This window comes from Hamadaea sp. NPDC051192, assembly GCF_040682475.1.
Lineage (GTDB): Bacteria > Actinomycetota > Actinomycetes > Mycobacteriales > Micromonosporaceae > Hamadaea > Hamadaea flava.
In genome coordinates this window covers 1-13,567 of record NZ_JBFBAZ010000018.1, presented here as the reverse complement: position 1 = coordinate 13,567, position 13,567 = coordinate 1, and the positions used below count along the sequence as shown (strand labels likewise).

The window sequence follows — 13,567 nt, the reverse complement described above, 5'->3', positions numbered from 1 at the left end:
CTGACGACTGCGTTGCCCGACAGAAGGCACATTGATGTGCCCTCCACTTCGGCCGACCGGGAGGCGTGCGCGGCGACCGAGGTGCTGCGGCGAGTCGGCGAGAAGTGGAGCGTCCTGGTGCTGGCGCTGCTCGACGAGCGGGCGTACGGCTTCAACGAGCTGGATCGGGCGGTCGACGGGCTGAGCCGCCGCATCCTCACGCGTACGCTGCGGACGCTGGAGGCGGACGGGCTCGTGGCCCGCGAGGAGAAGCTCGATCGAGTGGAGTACGCGCTGACCAGGCTGGGCCGCTCGTTCCTGCCGCTGGTCATCGCGATCGGTGAATGGGCCGAGGCGCACGCCCCGGAGATCGCCGAGGCGCGGGCGCGTACGCGGGTCGACGGAAACGGTCGTACTTTGGGCGGATACGCCGGCTGATCCTCGCTCGTACCATCGGGCCGTGATGCACCTCCCACGCGCGATCTGGGCCGAGCCGCGGCCGCCGGACGCACCGCCGCGCGGCCGGCGCGACTGGGTGTTCGTAGGCCTGGTCGTCGTCCTGGCGGTCGTCGAGTTCGCGGCGCGGCCGAGCCTGCGCGGGCATCCACTCGCGTTGCTGGTGACGGTCGGGCTCGCGCCCACCCTCCTCTGGCGACGGTCGCGGCCACTCCTGGCGCTGGCTGCCGCGTTCGTGGTGTCCGGGCTGGTGGCGGCGCTCGCGCCGGAGGTGCCCGACACGTACGTCATGATCTACGTGCTGGTGCTGCCCTACGCCTTGTTCCGCTGGGGTTCCGGGCGCGAGATGGTCGCCGGGCTCGCCCTGATGGCGGCCAACCTGGCCGTCTCGGTGGCCGTGGATCGGCTGAGTCTCACCGACGCGTTCGGCGGGGCGGCGATCCTGTGCACGGCGCTCGCGCTCGGGGCCGCGCTGCGCTTCCGGGTCAAGGCCCGGACCCGGGAGCTGGAGCAGGTCCGGCTCGTGGAGCGCGAACGGCTCGCCCGGGACCTGCATGACACCGTCGCCCACCACTTCTCCGCGATCGTGATCCGCGCCCAGGCCGGGCTCGCGGTCGCGCCCGTCCAGCCGGAGGCGCCGATGGAAGCGTTGCGGATCATCGAGACCGAGGCCACCCGGGCGCTGGGGGAGATGCGGACCATCGTCCGCGTACTGCGCCGGGACGAGGCGGCCGAACTGGCGCCCAACCCCGGCGTCGCCGACCTCCCCGGGCTCGCGGACCACCCCGGCCCGCCCGTGGCGATCACCGTCGAGGGAGACCTCCGCGAGCTGCCGACAGCCGTGGGCGCAGCGCTCTACCGGCTCGCGCAGGAGTCGGTCACCAACGCCCGCCGCCACGCGCGGCACGCCAGCCGCATCGAGGTCCAGCTCCACGCCGACGACCAGGTGGTACGCCTGACGGTGCGCGACGACGGGGAGATGGCTGGCGCGGCGTCGCCGGGATTCGGCGTACTGGGCATGATCGAGCGGGCCGAACTGCTGGGCGGCGAATGCCATGCCGGACCGGACGGGCAGCGGGGTTGGGTCGTGTCCGCCGTGCTGCCGAGGAGCGGGCGATGAGCGTACGCGTGATCGTGGCCGACGATCAGGAGATCGTCCGCACCGGACTGGTGATGATCCTCAACGCGCAGCCGGGCATCGAAGTCGTCGGGGAAGCGGCCGACGGCGTGGCCGCCGTGCGCCTGGCCCGCCGCGTACGCCCGGACGTGTGCCTGTTCGACATCCGGATGCCGGAACTGGACGGCATCTCGGCCACCCGGGCGCTGGCCGGGCCCGACGTCGCCGATCCGCTCGCCGTCGTCGTCATCACGACGTTCGACCTCGACGAGTACGTCTACGCGGCGTTGCGGGCCGGGGCCAAGGGGTTCCTGCTCAAGGACGCCGGCGCCGTGCTGTTGGCGCAGGCCGTGCACGCGGCGGCCGACGGCGACGCGCTCATCGCCCCGGCCGTCACCGCGCGGCTGCTCAAGGCCTTCGCCGACACCGGCCCCAGCGCCCCGCCCGCCCAGCCGATCGATCCACTGACCGACCGGGAGGAGCAGGTGCTCGCGTCTGTCGCACGTGGATGGACGAACGCCGAGATCGCCGCCGAGCTGCGGATCACGCTCAGCACGGTGAAGAGCCACATCGCGAGCCTGATGACGAAGCTGGGCGTACGCAATCGCGTGGAAATCGCGATGTGGGCGTACGAGATGCGGCGCGTCCGGCCGAAGTAGCCGAAAGTACTACGCGCGAGCCGTTCCGGAGTACGTCTTCGTCGCGACCCGATTGCCGATGAGTCCTCCGCCCGGGATCGCGACCATCGATTCGTGACCTCTTCGCGGAAATCCCAGTGGCTGGCTCCGGCCGGACTGATCGTGCTCAGCCTCGTTCCGGTGATCGCGGCCTTCGTCCGCGGCGCCGAACTGGCCTCCCGTCCGGAGGTGACGCCGGACAACGCGCGCTTCGTCACCGCGCCCGTGCCGATCGTGCTGCACATCGTCGGCAGCATCCTGTTCTCGGTGCTGGGCGCCCTGCAGTTCGCGCCGAGCCTGCGCCGTCGCCGCTGGCATCGGTACGCCGGCCGCCTGGTCGTGCCGAGCGGCATCGCGGTGGCCGGTTCCGGCCTGTGGATGACCCTGACGTACGCGCTGCCGCCGATCGAGGACTCCGGGCTGAGCGTCATCCGGGTGGTCGTCTCCACCGGGATGCTGCTCTGCCTCGTCCTCGGCTTCGTGGCCGTCCGGCGGCGCGACTTCACCACGCATCGCGCCTGGATGATGCGGGCGTACGCGCTCGGCCTCGGCGCGGGCACCCAGGCGTTCACCTTCGGGTTCTGGACGGTGGCCGTCGGCGAACCCGGCGTCCTCGCGTACGCCCTCCTGATGCTGGCCGCCTGGCTGATCAATCTCGCCGTGGCCGAATGGTTCATCGCACGAGGAAAGCCCCGCCCGAAGGCGGGGCGTTCCAGCTTCGGTCGGATCACCGGCGACGCAGGTGACGGGCGGCCAGTGCCGAGATCCACAGCATCGAGGGGATGACGCCGAGGGCGAGGGTCAGCGAGCCGGCCTTGCCGCCGGTCATCGCCCACAGGTTGCCCACGAGGGTGGCGGTACCGGTGATCCGGGAGACGATCGCCCGGCCGCGGTCACCATCCCGGCTGAACTCCCGGCCCAGCACGTAGCAGGCCGCGATCAGGGCGGCGAACGCGATCGTGCCGGACGCGAAGTGGCCGTAGCTGTGCCAGCTCAACGAGGCGGGCATGCCGGCCGGCGTACCGGCGGGGAAGCCGTCCGCCGGGTCCATCACGAAGACGCCGGCGGCCATCATCCCGAGACCGTTGATCCGGACCAGGCGTGGCGCCCACTTACTGCGGACGACCCGGCGCAGCCCGGCCGCGCCGATGACGGTGAGCAGCCCGGCGACGAGGAAGTTGGTGATCTGGAGCCAGCCGAGCGAGCCGGTGCTCAGCTGGCTCAGCGGGTGGCGGGTCAGGTCGAAACCCGCCCGGGTGGCGGCCTGGATCAGGCTCACCGCCGCCCACAGCGGGGCGCTCACTGCCGCACAGATGAGCAGTACGCGAGTGCCGGCCGACGAGGCGGCGGCCGACGGGGCGACGGTGGCGGTGGTGGACGACGCGGTGGTGGACGAGGTGGTGGTGACGCTGGCGGTCATGTCGGGCTCCTTCAGCCGTGAGGACTTGTTTCGCTGACACGTCGATCGGATGATGTGACAGAGAACGGCGGGGTTACCTGTCACATCGGCTATCCGACGTCCTGCCAGACACGCCCTTTCACAGCGGAATGGAGACCATGTCATGCGGTTCCTGATGACGGCCCTGGCCGACGACAACAAGCCCGACGAGAAGCTGTTCACCGAGATGGCCAAGTTCATCGACGAGATGATCGCGGCCGGCATCCTGCTGGCCACCGGCGGTCTCGAAGCCGGCGGGGTCCGGCTGACCTCGGCCGGCGACGAGATCACGGTCACCGACGGCCCGTTCACGGAGGCTAAGGAGGCGGTCGCCGGCTTCGCGCTGATCGAGGTGCGCTCGCGCGAGGAGGCGATCGAACTGGGCCGCCGGTTCCGCCAGATCGTCGGCGACGGCGTCAGCGTGATTCAGCAGGTCTACGGGCCGCAGGGCTGATCGCCGACCAGTGACCGCCGTACATCGGACGGTCGACGCCGTCTGGAAGCTGGAGTCGGCCCGGATCATCGCCGGGCTGACCCGGCTTGTCCACGACGTCGGACTCGCCGAGGAGTTCGCCCAGGACGCCCTGGTCGCGGCGTTGGAGCAGTGGCCGTCGGCCGGGGTGCCGGACAATCCGGGAGCCTGGCTGACGACGATCGCGAAGCGCCGCGCGATCGACCACATTCGACGGTCGGAGCGGCTCGACCGCAAACACGAGGAACTGGCCCGGGACCTCGACCAGCAGCCGGATCAGCAGCCCGACGACGTCCTGCGGCTGATGTTCATCTCCTGCCACCCGGTGCTGCCCACCGCGGCCCGGGTCGCGTTGACGCTGCGGCTGATCGGCGGCCTGACGGCGGCCGAGATCGGGCGCGCCTTCCTCACCACCGAGGCCCGGATCACCCAGCGCATCGCGGCGGCCAAGCAGACTCTCGCCGACGAGCGCGTCCCGTTCGAGCTGCCGGCCGGTCCGGAACTGGCCGGGCGGCTGTCCTCGGTCCTCGAGGTCGTCTATCTGATCTTCAACGAGGGGTACGCCGCCAGCGCCGGCGACGGCCTGATCCGGGCCGACCTGTGTCTGGAAGCCCTCCGGCTCGGGCGGCAGCTGGCCGAGCTGGCCCCGGACGAGCCCGAGGTGCACGGGCTGGTGGCGCTGATGGAGATCCAGGCGTCCCGCAGCGCCGCCCGGACCGGCCCGAACGGGGAGCCGGTCCAGTTGCACGAGCAGAACCGGGGCCGCTGGGACCAGCTGCTCATCCGGCGTGGATTCACCGCGATGCTGCGCGCCCGGGATCTCGGCCGCCCACCCGGTCCCTATGTGCTGCAGGCCGCGATCGCCGTCTGCCACGCGCAGGCGCCGACGGCCGAGGACACCGACTGGCGGCAGATCGCCGCGCTCTACGAGGCGCTGGCCCGGCTGCTGCCGACGCCGATCGTCCAGCTGAACCGGGCCGTCGCCGTGGGCATGTCCGCCGGGCCGCAGGCGGGACTGGACCTCGTCGACGCGCTGCTCACCGATCCGGCGTTGCAGAACTATCACCTGCTGCCGGGCGTACGCGGAGATCTGCTGGCCCGGCTCGATCGGCCGGCCGAGGCCCGGCGGGAGTTCGAGCGGGCCGCCGCGTTGACGGCGAACTCCGCCGAGCGGGAGTTCCTCCGTCGCCGAGCCGAAAGCCTCCCCGACGACGCACCGCCGTCTCTGACGCTCGGCCAAGCGACGGGGGAGTTCCTGCGCCGGGAGGATCTCGACGCGCAGACCCTTCGGGCGTACGCGCAAACGCTGCGACGCCTGTGCCTCGCCGTCGGGGAGGGTCTGCCGCTGGCCGAGCTGACCCCGGATCGGGTGGCGCAGACGTTCGAGCTGGCCTGGGCCGGGGCGGCGGCGCGTACCTGGAATCGGCATCGGGCGGCCGTCCGGTCCTTCAGTGCCTGGGCCGACCTCCCCGATCTCGCCCGTACGCTCGACCGCCGAACCGAGCCGCCGTCGCCCCGGCGAGGGCTCGATCTGGCCGAACTCTGGGCTCGCGAGGTGCCCCTGCGGGAACGCGCCCTGTGGCGGCTGCTGGCGGAGTCGTCGGCCGGACCCCGGAGTGTGCTGGCGTTGAACGTCGACGACCTGGATCTCGACGAGCGCCGGGCGTGGACCGGGAAGACCTGGATCACCTGGCGGTCGCAGACCGCGTCACTGCTGCCCGGCCTGATCGCCGGGCGGGAGCGGGGACCGGTGTTCCTCGCCGATCGGCGGCGCGGGCCGGGCCGGCCGCCCGCTGCGGCCGACGTCTGCCCGCACACCGGCCGGACGCGGTTGTCCTACGAGCGCGCCGAGTACCTGTTCAAGCAGGCCACCGGGCATACCCTGAGGGACCTGCGAGAATCCTGATCAGCGCTCGACGAGGGCGTGCAGCTGGTTGTACAGCTGCCGGTCGGTGATCGAGCTGTGGAGAACGATCTCGCCTTCGGCCGGGACGAACGTGAGGATCGGGCAGTCCTTGCCGGCCCCGGTCACCCGGACGTCAAGGAGCTTCCGCCCCGTAGCCACCTCATACGCCGTCACCTTGTACACGCCTTCCGCGAAGGCCACCGTGGTGGGCTTGGGCTTGGTGAACTTGCAGGTGCCGAGGGACTTGCCGGCGGCGGCGAGATCGACGCAGGCGACGATCTGCGTCTTCGTGAGATCGGCCGGCTGCCAGGCGTCCCGCAAGGACTTGGCGGTCCCGGCGGGCACGTCGACGGAGCCGGGCTGGTAGCGGTAATCGTCGAAGAACTCGTCCAGCACGGTGACCATGACGGGGTGGGGTGCCGGGCTCGTCAGGGCGGGCGATTGCGGGTAGTACCAGCCTCGGCAGACGCCGTCGAGATCTTCCTTGGTCGTGACGGGAAAGTCGCGAGCCCAGGCGCTGCCGGGGCTGGCCACCACGGTCGGTTCAGCGGGCAAGCCGCTGCCGGGTGCCGGGTGTTTGCGCAGCTTCGTCAAGGCGAGACCCGCCCCGGTCAGGAGCGCCACACTGACCACGATCGCCAGAATGGGCAGCCACGCGGCGCCCCGTGGCGAGGTCGTGCCCGGTGCCGCCAGCCAGTCCGCCAGCGGATCGTCCGCCATGGACAGTAATTCGTCCGCATCGGGCAGTGAACCGTCCGTCTTGGACAGCGGTTCGTGCCCAGAGTTGTTCTGCTCCACCGAACGCCCCCGTCGCGTCGAGTTTCGAGTTCCCGAGTCTACTGGCGAGGGCGTACGCGATGGGGCCGCGTTCAACGGGTGAACGCGGCCCCAGCTCAGCAGATCAGCTCAGCAGATCAGCTCAGCAGATCAGCTCAGCAGATCAGCTCAGCGGATCAGGTCGCGGAGCAGGTGAAGACGGGTGGCGCGTTGGTCGTGCCGGAGTTCGCGAGGAACCCGAACGTCGTGCTGGCCCCGGCGGCCAGACTGCCGTTCCAGCCGGCGTTCGTCACCGTCGTTACCGTGCCGGCCGTGCTGGCCGTCCCGTTCCACGCGCTGGTCACGACTTGGCCGTTGGGCCAGGTCATAGTGACCTTCCAGGTGCTGATGGCCGCGCCGCCGGCGGTCACCGCCACCTGACCCTGGAACCCGCCGGACCACTGGTTGACCACCGTGTACGCGGTCGAGCAGGACTTGGTTCCGCTCGACGAGGTGGGCGACGTGGACGCCGACGGGGAGGTGGAGGCGGACGGGGACGTGGAGGCGGACGGCGAGGTGGACGCCGAGGCCGACGTGGACGGCGATGGCGACGACGAGCCGCCGAAGTTCACGTCCGCGCAGAAGTAGTAGGACTGGTCCATGTGGCTGGCCTGCCAGATGGTGTAGACCATGGCCCGGCCCGTACGCCCGGGGGCGCTCGCGCCGATCAGGGTCGACCAGCCGCCGGCCGACTCGGTGGTCCACTGCGACACGGGGGTGTTGCCCTTCTGCCCGACGAGTTCGAGGTCGGACCATTTCAGGGCTTGGGTGACCGGGTTGAAGCCCGGTTTGCTGACGTACACGTAGACGTAGTCGGCGCCGTGGCCGGCCTGGTCGAACAGCTTCACGTTGAACGTGTTCGCGATCGACTGGGCCTTCCAGTCGCCGATCGTGTCCATCGCGTTGTACCGGCCGCTCTGCGTGTGACCGGCGCTGCACAGCTGGCCGTCCGGGACGGCGGCCTGGTGGTTGCCGGCGACGCCCTCGCGGTAGAGGCCGTTCCAGTTCCACATGGCGTTGGTGTCGTACTGCCAGGCTTGCCAGCACATCGGGTCCTCGGTGGCCATCACCGGGTCCTGGAAGCGGGAGCCCCAGCGGAGCCAGCAACCGTAGTTGCGGGAGGCGGGATCGACGGTAGTGCCGTGGGCGTCGGCGACCTTCGCGAGGCCGGTGGTCAGGAGCACGACTGCGAGGGCGGCGACGATCGCCATGGAGAGGGCGATGGACAGCCACCGCCGGTAGGTGTGGGCGGTCATGCGATGACTCCTTGTCCGTGGAGTGCCCGGAGCGACACTTGGGCGAGTGGGAGTCGCGGCCACGGGGCCGCGCCCTTTGCTCCGGACGTATTCATCTATGGGAAACGATTCAACCGTCCCGCGCCGGTTTTGGGAAGAGGCGGCGGGACTGAGGCACACTACGAGGGTGAAAGACCTGGATGCGGTGGCCGCGCTGCACGACCCGGTGCGCCGGGCGCTCTACGAGTTCGTCGCGGCTTCCGGTCGCGACGTCGGGCGCAACGAGGCCGCCGAAGGGGTCGGCGTCTCGCGTACGCTGGCCGCTTTTCACCTCGACAAACTCGCCGAGGTCGGGCTGCTGGAGACCGGCTTCGCGCGCCTGGGCGAACTCCGGCCCGGCCCGGGCGCAGGGCGACCGGCCAAGGTCTACCGCCGTGCGCGTACAAGTCGATCTGTCGCGGTGCCCGAGCGCGACTATCGCGAGCTGGCGTCGCTGCTCGCGGAGGTGGTCCACGGACTGGACGCCGCCGACGGCGCGATCGCCGCGGCGGCGCGCGCGGGCGAGAAACTGCACGAGCCCGGCGAGTGGTTGGCCACGCTGCGTGAGCGCGGCTACGAGCCCTACGAGCAAGACCAGGTGGTACGCCTCAGGAACTGCCCGTTTCAGCAGGTCGCCGACGAGCAGCCGCTGTTGGTCTGCGCGATGAATCTGGCGTTGTGCCAAGGCGTCGCGGGCGACGACGCGACCGCCGAACTCGACCCGAAGCCGGGCGAGTGCTGCGTCTCGTTTTCTAAAAACAATTCTCGTTGACATAGAAGCGCGCGGTCGGCCATGCTACTGCCATGCATCTCGCGCAACTGAACGTCGCGCATCTCCTCGCCCCGGTCGAGGCGCCCGAACTGGCCGAGTTCGTCGCACTGCTGGAGCCGATCAACGCGCTCGCCGACGCCGCGCCCGGATTCGTCTGGCGGCTCAAGGAGTCGGAGAGCGATCCGACCGCGACCGTCCAGCACGACTTCGGCGACGACCTGCTGATCAACATGTCGGTGTGGCGGACGCGCGACGACCTCTGGAACTACGTCTACCGGTCGCGGCATCTGGGCGTGCTGCAACGGCGGCGTGAATGGTTCACCAAGGCGCTGGAGGTCTACAGCGTGATGTGGTGGATCCCCGAGGGGCACCTGCCGACGGCGGCCGAGGGGATGGCCCGGCTCGCGGCTCTCCGTGAGCGGGGAGCCGGGCCGGAAGCCTTTACCTTCAAGGAGTTCTTCGAGTCGCCGGACGCCTCTCCGGTCACTGTGGACGGCTGACCGGCCGCCAGTCCGCGGGCGGGTCCTCGCCGGTCCGCCCGTCCACGGCCTCCCGCAGCAGGTCGGCGTGCCCGGTGTGGCGGCCGTACTCCTCGATCAGGTCGCACAGCAGCCGGCGGAGGCTCATCTTGCGCCCGTCCGGCCACCCGGTGTGCACGGGCTGCTCGAGCCCGCCGTTCCGCAGGGCCGTGGCCAGCCGGGCCCGGGACCGTTCCACCGCCCCGTCCCAGTACGCGTACAGGGTCGCCGGGTCGTCCGCGGCGGCCGACGAGAACTCCCAGTCGTTGGTGCCGTCCCAGCCGATGGCGTCCCACGGCGCGCCGATCGGATCGCCGGTCAGCTTCGAGGTGAACGTGTAGTCCTCCACGGCGGCCAGGTGCTTCAGCAGACCGCCGAGGGTCAGCGCCGAAGCCCCGATCGAGGTACGCAGTCCCGCGTCGTCGAGGCCGTCGGCCTTGAACCGGAACGTCCAGCGCAGCCGGTCCAGCGCGCCCGTCAGGTGCTCGACTTCGGTCCCGGCCAGCGGCGGCTCCCACGGCGGAGCTGTCTTCTCACTCATGAAGCCCAAGCTAGCGGCTATTCCCGACATCCTTTGTCGGGTACGTCTTTTATTGTGGCCGGATGGAATTGGAGTTCACCGGCGAGATCTTCCACTGGCGCGGCCCCGCCCCGCATCACTTCGTGACCGTGCCGGCGGACGTGTGCCAGGAGATCCAGGAGGTCGCCGCCCGGCTGACCTATGGCTGGGGCGTCATCCCGGTCGGCGTACGCGTCGGCGACACCGACTGGACGACGTCGTTGTTCCCGAAGAACGGCGGGTATCTGGTGCCCGTGCGGGCCGACGTACGCCGGGCCGAGAAGCTCGAACTGGGGGACACCGTGATGATCACGCTGATGCTCGATGCCGACTGACCCCGCCTTTCCAGTACGCCGTGCGCGGGTCGCCGACGCGGCCGTCGTCGCCGTGCTGCTGGACGACTTCAATCGAGAGTTCGACACCTACACCCCGGGGGCCGAGTGGCTCACCGAGCGGCTGAGCAGGCTGCTTCCCGGCGACGAACTGGCGGTGTTCCTCATCGGGGAGCCCGCCGCCGGGCTGGCGGTGCTCTCGTTCCGGCCCAGCGTCTGGACGCCCGGCCCGTCGGTCGTGCTCGACGAGCTCTACGTACGCCCGGAGCAGCGCAATCAGCGGCTCGGCCATGCGCTGCTGGAGGCGGCGTGCGCGCTGGCCGCGCAGCGGGGCGCCGAATCGCTGGAGGTCAACGTCGACGGGATCGACGTCGACGCCCGCCGGTTCTACGAGGCGCACGGGTTCAGCAACACCGAGCCGGGCGAGACCGAGCCGATGTACTTCTACTACCGGGAACTCGCGTAGATCTGTTCGGCTGATCCGATGACTTGACGCTTCATGTGATCATGCGCGCGTGGATTTCGCCGGAAAACGGCGAGGCATGGGCCTCGCGCTATACGTCATCGCCGCCGTCCTGGTCGTCTGGGGCGGATATCAGGTGATGCGCAGCTGGAACTGGGTCACCGCCGAGGGGAAGGTGGACCGGTGCCGGCTCCAGACCACCGGTAGTGGCAACGGCCGGACGTACACGCAGCACTGCGACGTGACGTGGACCGCCGACGGGGTGACGCACAAGGCCACCGTGTCCTTCGACGGCCGGCCGGACCGCACCGGCACGACGCAGAAGCTCCGGGTCAGCGGCGGTGAGGCGCAGGCGTACGAGGGGCGGCTGGGTTCGATGGCGACCGCCGGGCTGGGTGTGCTCCTCGCCGGGGTCGGGTCGCTGCTGCGCCGTCGTCTCGGGGACGCCACCCGCATCGCGACTCAGGGCCGGTAGAACGCCTGGGCCGCTGGGCTACTCAGGCCGCTGGGCTGCTCAGGCCGCTGGTCTGCTCAGGCCGGGTTCGTCTCGGAGCCGGGGTAGTGCGCGGCCGCGGCGTGGATCTCGGCGGCGATCCGGTCGCGGACCGACGGCGGAGCCAGCACCTCGATCGCGGAGCCGAAGCTGAGCAGCCCTTCGACGGCCCACCACTCCTCGTCGAAGGGCACCGTCACCTCGACGGGCTCGGTGGCGGCCACCGGCACTCTGTGCTGGCCGCGTACGGGGATCATGCGCCGAAGGCGCGGCAGCGCCTGCGGCGTGGCCCGCACCGTCACCTCCACCGCGACGTGCTCGTCCTCCAACTCGGCTCGGGCCGCCGCCCACGCCTCGGCCAGGTCGAAGTCGGCGGGCCGGTGCGCCGCGTCGGCGAGCAGCTCGACCTCGCGTACGCGGGAAACCCGGTAAGTGCGGCGTACGCCGTCCCGCAGGGCCAGCAGGTACCAGTCGCCGGCCGCCAGCACCAGGCCCATCGGGTCGACGACGCGAGTCGACGCCTTCCCGCCGCGCACGTACTCCAGGCGTACGCGGCGGTCGAAGAAGGCCGCTTCGGCGAGCTGAGCCAGACAGGGCACCGGTTCGGGCGTGCTGTAGAACCGGACCGGGTCGAGGTGGAACCGTTCCGCCGTACGCCCCGCCCGCTGCCGCGCCTCGCCGGTGAGACTCGCCCAGACCTTGATCCGGGCGCCTTCGAGCAGCTCGCCCAGGCCCAGCTGCTCGGCCGGGCCGGCGAGCCCGAGGAACGCCAGCGCGCCCGCCTCGTCCAGGCCCATCCCCGTCAGCCGAGTCCGATAGCCGCCGTCGAGGCGGTAGCCCCCGGCCGGGCCCCGGACCGAGCGGACGGGCACCCCGGCGGCGGCCAGCGCCTCGACGTCCCGCTGGACCGTACGCTCACTGACCTCCAGCAGGTCGGCCAGCTCCTGCCCGGTGGCCCGGCCGCGTACCTGAAGGTGCAGGAGCAGGGTCATCATCCGGGAGGCGCGCATGCCCCCCATCTTCGCTTCTCGTCCGTCCGGCGGTTTGTGTCGGTGGGTGCTGCCACACTTCGGCTCATGACTCTCGTCGATTCCGCTCGCGCGTTCCTCGACCGGGAAGGGCGGCTGGTCGAACGCCGTCTCGCCGCCGTCCTGTTCGACGGGGCGGACCCTGCCGGAGCAGTCGCCGCCGCGGCGGCGTACCGCAACGCCGACGGCGGCTTCGGCCACGGCTTCGAACCCGACAAACGCTGCCCGGCCAGCCTGCCCATCGACGTCGAGTGCGCGCTCGACGTCCTCGTCGTCGCCGGTGCGCCGGCCCCCGGCTGGGTGCCGCAGGCCTGTGACTGGCTCGCCTCGGTCGCCGCACCCGACGGCGCGGTGCCACTGGCGTTCCCGGTCATCGAGGGCTATCCCCGCGCCGACCACTGGTCCGACTGGACCTACGCGCCCGGCCTCAACCCGACCGCCGGCCTAGCCGGACGGCTGCACCAGCTCGGCGTCACGCATCCGTGGCTCGACCAGGCCACCGAGTGGACCTTCAGCCGGCTCGAAGCCGGGTTCGCCGAAGACGCACACTCGCTGAGCGAGGTGCTCCTCTTCCTCGCGGCGGCACCCGATCGCGTACGCGCCGACGCGCTCGCCGCGCAGGTCGGCGGCTGGCTGGCGAAGCTCCAGTTCTTCCGCGCCGATCCGGACGACCCCGGCTACGGCCTCACTCCGCTGCACTTCGCGCCCACGCCCGACAGCCCGTGGCGGCCGTTGTTCACCGACGCCGCCGTCGACGGGCATCTCGACCGGCTCGCCCGCGACCAGCAGCCCGACGGCGGCTGGCCGATCACCTGGGAGCCGCCGAGCCAGGCGTCTACTGTGGAGTGGCGGGGGATCGAGACGCTCCGGGCCTTGCGGGTGCTCCGGGCGTACGGCCGCCTCTGACCGCCGAGCGAACGACAGCGGCGCCGCCCAGAGGGACGGCGCCGCTGCTTCGGTAAAGCTGTTCGGGGCTCAGATGTTGTTGTCCCAGCCCCGGTTGATCGCGCCCGACGACTGCGGCAGGCCGACGCGCAGCACGTCCCACCGGCGCGCGGGCTCCTCCGAAGACTTCAGAGTCACCTGGTCGCCGACGCGGACACGCGGCTCGACCCAGCAGGTGAGGTAGCGAGAGTCCGACCGTAGATCGACTTGAACCAGCATCGTCATGACGATCACGGTAAGCGCCCCCCACCCCCCACGTCACCCGACTTTCCCCCCACCCACCCCCACCCCCCACCCCACCCCGCCCCCACCCCCACCCACC

Annotated in this window: 18 protein-coding genes; 12 read left to right on the top strand and 6 right to left on the bottom strand. The window is 71.0% G+C overall.

Features of this window, described 5'->3' with window-relative positions; all coding sequences use genetic code 11:
• Positions 1–36: 36 nt before the first annotated feature.
• The 4 genes from AB0M47_RS10545 to AB0M47_RS10530 all read left to right on the top strand — a co-directional run bounded on the left by AB0M47_RS10545 (position 37) and on the right by AB0M47_RS10530 (position 3,015).
• Positions 37–417 carry a helix-turn-helix domain-containing protein gene (locus tag AB0M47_RS10545; RefSeq protein ID WP_363411509.1) on the top strand — a complete coding sequence of 127 codons (381 nt, stop codon included), beginning with the start codon at positions 37–39 and terminating at the stop codon, positions 415–417.
• 25 nt (positions 418–442) lie between these two features.
• A complete protein-coding gene (locus tag AB0M47_RS10540) occupies positions 443–1,555 on the top strand; it encodes a histidine kinase (protein ID WP_363411637.1) in 1,113 nt (370 codons plus the stop codon).
• A complete protein-coding gene (locus AB0M47_RS10535) occupies positions 1,552–2,211 on the top strand; it encodes a response regulator transcription factor (protein ID WP_363411507.1) in 660 nt (219 codons plus the stop codon). The genes AB0M47_RS10540 and AB0M47_RS10535 overlap by 4 nt, the downstream gene beginning before the upstream one ends.
• Before the next feature lie 93 nt (positions 2,212–2,304).
• Positions 2,305–3,015, top strand: coding sequence for a DUF2306 domain-containing protein (locus AB0M47_RS10530; RefSeq protein ID WP_363411505.1), 711 nt, complete (start codon positions 2,305–2,307; stop codon positions 3,013–3,015).
• Here the strand turns inward: AB0M47_RS10530 and AB0M47_RS10525 are convergent.
• Entirely contained in the window at positions 2,957–3,649 is a 693-nt protein-coding gene (locus AB0M47_RS10525) for a DUF998 domain-containing protein (protein ID WP_363411504.1), read from the bottom strand. The two genes, AB0M47_RS10530 and AB0M47_RS10525, sit on opposite strands and share 59 nt — an antisense overlap.
• A 142-nt stretch (positions 3,650–3,791) precedes the next feature.
• On the opposite strand from AB0M47_RS10525, the gene AB0M47_RS10520 reads away from it, so the two are divergent.
• Both AB0M47_RS10520 and AB0M47_RS10515 read left to right on the top strand, forming a co-directional pair.
• Positions 3,792–4,121, top strand: coding sequence for a YciI family protein (locus AB0M47_RS10520; RefSeq protein ID WP_363411502.1), 330 nt, complete (start codon positions 3,792–3,794; stop codon positions 4,119–4,121).
• A 10-nt stretch (positions 4,122–4,131) separates the two neighbouring features.
• On the top strand, positions 4,132–6,045 hold the full coding sequence (locus tag AB0M47_RS10515) for a sigma-70 family RNA polymerase sigma factor (protein ID WP_363411500.1): 1,914 nt from the start codon (positions 4,132–4,134) through the stop codon (positions 6,043–6,045).
• Here AB0M47_RS10515 and AB0M47_RS10510 read toward each other — a convergent pair whose 3' ends face one another.
• Complete coding sequence (locus tag AB0M47_RS10510; RefSeq protein WP_363411498.1) at positions 6,046–6,843, bottom strand: hypothetical protein; 798 nt, start codon at positions 6,841–6,843, stop codon at positions 6,046–6,048. It abuts the gene before it with no gap.
• Positions 6,844–6,998: 155 nt separating this feature from the next.
• Complete coding sequence (locus AB0M47_RS10505) at positions 6,999–8,117, bottom strand: lytic polysaccharide monooxygenase (RefSeq protein ID WP_363411496.1); 1,119 nt, start codon at positions 8,115–8,117, stop codon at positions 6,999–7,001.
• Positions 8,118–8,283: 166 nt separating this feature from the next.
• Here AB0M47_RS10505 and AB0M47_RS10500 point away from each other — a divergent pair, with 166 nt between their 5' ends.
• Both AB0M47_RS10500 and AB0M47_RS10495 read left to right on the top strand, forming a co-directional pair.
• A complete protein-coding gene (locus AB0M47_RS10500) occupies positions 8,284–8,907 on the top strand; it encodes a transcriptional regulator (protein ID WP_363411494.1) in 624 nt (207 codons plus the stop codon).
• Between the two features lie 32 nt (positions 8,908–8,939).
• A complete protein-coding gene (locus tag AB0M47_RS10495) occupies positions 8,940–9,407 on the top strand; it encodes a DUF3291 domain-containing protein (RefSeq protein WP_363411492.1) in 468 nt (155 codons plus the stop codon).
• On the opposite strand, the gene AB0M47_RS10490 is transcribed toward AB0M47_RS10495, so the two are convergent.
• Positions 9,391–9,966, bottom strand: coding sequence for a DUF664 domain-containing protein (locus AB0M47_RS10490; RefSeq protein ID WP_363411490.1), 576 nt, complete (start codon positions 9,964–9,966; stop codon positions 9,391–9,393). The two genes, AB0M47_RS10495 and AB0M47_RS10490, sit on opposite strands and share 17 nt — an antisense overlap.
• A gap of 62 nt (positions 9,967–10,028) precedes the next feature.
• Here AB0M47_RS10490 and AB0M47_RS10485 point away from each other — a divergent pair, with 62 nt between their 5' ends.
• From AB0M47_RS10485 to AB0M47_RS10475, 3 genes are read left to right on the top strand one after another with little or no spacing between them, the layout of a single operon-like run.
• Positions 10,029–10,319, top strand: a complete 291-nt coding sequence (locus AB0M47_RS10485) for a DUF1905 domain-containing protein (protein ID WP_363411488.1) — start codon at positions 10,029–10,031, stop codon at positions 10,317–10,319.
• The gene (locus AB0M47_RS10480; RefSeq protein WP_363411486.1) at positions 10,309–10,782 is read left to right on the top strand and encodes a GNAT family N-acetyltransferase; all 474 of its coding nucleotides are present in this window, start codon (positions 10,309–10,311) and stop codon (positions 10,780–10,782) included. The genes AB0M47_RS10485 and AB0M47_RS10480 overlap by 11 nt, the downstream gene beginning before the upstream one ends.
• 49 nt (positions 10,783–10,831) lie before the next feature.
• Positions 10,832–11,254 carry a hypothetical protein gene (locus AB0M47_RS10475; protein ID WP_363411484.1) on the top strand — a complete coding sequence of 141 codons (423 nt, stop codon included), beginning with the start codon at positions 10,832–10,834 and terminating at the stop codon, positions 11,252–11,254.
• Positions 11,255–11,310: 56 nt separating this feature from the next.
• On the opposite strand, the gene AB0M47_RS10470 is transcribed toward AB0M47_RS10475, so the two are convergent.
• The gene (locus AB0M47_RS10470; RefSeq protein WP_363411482.1) at positions 11,311–12,282 is read right to left on the bottom strand and encodes a WYL domain-containing protein; all 972 of its coding nucleotides are present in this window, start codon (positions 12,280–12,282) and stop codon (positions 11,311–11,313) included.
• Between the two features lie 66 nt (positions 12,283–12,348).
• Here AB0M47_RS10470 and AB0M47_RS10465 point away from each other — a divergent pair, with 66 nt between their 5' ends.
• The gene (locus AB0M47_RS10465) at positions 12,349–13,206 is read left to right on the top strand and encodes a hypothetical protein (protein WP_363411480.1); all 858 of its coding nucleotides are present in this window, start codon (positions 12,349–12,351) and stop codon (positions 13,204–13,206) included.
• 69 nt (positions 13,207–13,275) lie between these two features.
• Here AB0M47_RS10465 and AB0M47_RS10460 read toward each other — a convergent pair whose 3' ends face one another.
• Positions 13,276–13,470, bottom strand: a complete 195-nt coding sequence (locus AB0M47_RS10460) for a hypothetical protein (protein WP_363411478.1) — start codon at positions 13,468–13,470, stop codon at positions 13,276–13,278.
• Positions 13,471–13,567: the final 97 nt, after the last annotated feature.

Coding starts and splice junctions, on each gene's coding strand:
- AB0M47_RS10540 (WP_363411637.1), top strand. CDS start 443: ATGCACCTCCCACGCGCGATCTGGGCCGAGCCGCGGCCGCCGGACGCA.
- AB0M47_RS10535 (WP_363411507.1), top strand. CDS start 1,552: ATGAGCGTACGCGTGATCGTGGCCGACGATCAGGAGATCGTCCGCACC.
- AB0M47_RS10525 (WP_363411504.1), bottom strand. CDS start 3,649: ATGACCGCCAGCGTCACCACCACCTCGTCCACCACCGCGTCGTCCACC.
- AB0M47_RS10520 (WP_363411502.1), top strand. CDS start 3,792: ATGCGGTTCCTGATGACGGCCCTGGCCGACGACAACAAGCCCGACGAG.
- AB0M47_RS10505 (WP_363411496.1), bottom strand. CDS start 8,117: ATGACCGCCCACACCTACCGGCGGTGGCTGTCCATCGCCCTCTCCATG.
- AB0M47_RS10495 (WP_363411492.1), top strand. CDS start 8,940: ATGCATCTCGCGCAACTGAACGTCGCGCATCTCCTCGCCCCGGTCGAG.
- AB0M47_RS10490 (WP_363411490.1), bottom strand. CDS start 9,966: ATGAGTGAGAAGACAGCTCCGCCGTGGGAGCCGCCGCTGGCCGGGACC.
- AB0M47_RS10485 (WP_363411488.1), top strand. CDS start 10,029: ATGGAATTGGAGTTCACCGGCGAGATCTTCCACTGGCGCGGCCCCGCC.
- AB0M47_RS10480 (WP_363411486.1), top strand. CDS start 10,309: ATGCCGACTGACCCCGCCTTTCCAGTACGCCGTGCGCGGGTCGCCGAC.
- AB0M47_RS10470 (WP_363411482.1), bottom strand. CDS start 12,282: ATGCGCGCCTCCCGGATGATGACCCTGCTCCTGCACCTTCAGGTACGC.
- AB0M47_RS10465 (WP_363411480.1), top strand. CDS start 12,349: ATGACTCTCGTCGATTCCGCTCGCGCGTTCCTCGACCGGGAAGGGCGG.
- AB0M47_RS10460 (WP_363411478.1), bottom strand. CDS start 13,470: ATGACGATGCTGGTTCAAGTCGATCTACGGTCGGACTCTCGCTACCTC.